At 53.0% G+C, this 330-nt stretch carries 1 protein-coding gene; it reads right to left on the bottom strand.

The features are described from left to right. The coding region (locus KDM89_RS21000) for a hypothetical protein (protein ID WP_212689766.1) at nucleotides 1-330 on the bottom strand (330 nt) is incomplete at both ends.

The following is a 330-nucleotide window of genomic DNA, read 5'->3' as shown; positions in this document are numbered from 1 at the left end:
GCTCCGTTGGCCGATTCCAGCGCCAGCCGCAAACGTTGCAGCATATCGGCAAAACCAAACTGACGGTTCATTTGCTTGAGCTGCTGCATGCGCTGGGCCACCCGCACTGCCGCATGTTTGAGCATCACATGCTGCACTGGTTCAAATGCAAGCAAGGCTGCCTTCAGTTCGGGGAACAGGCTAGCCGCCTGCGGCAACACGGCAGACTGATCTTTTTTAAAGCAAGTCTGCAAATTGTCTGCATTGAGCCTATCGCAACCGTCCAGAAAACGCTTATCAGGAATTATTTGCTGTGCCTGATCCAGCCATTGCTTCGCGCTCTCAAAAAAC

Source organism: Cognatundibacterium luofuense (assembly GCF_018139685.1).
GTDB lineage: Bacteria > Pseudomonadota > Gammaproteobacteria > Burkholderiales > Burkholderiaceae_D > Undibacterium > Undibacterium luofuense.
Note: the sequence above shows the minus strand (reverse complement) of the source record. Positions and strands in the feature narration are given on the sequence as shown.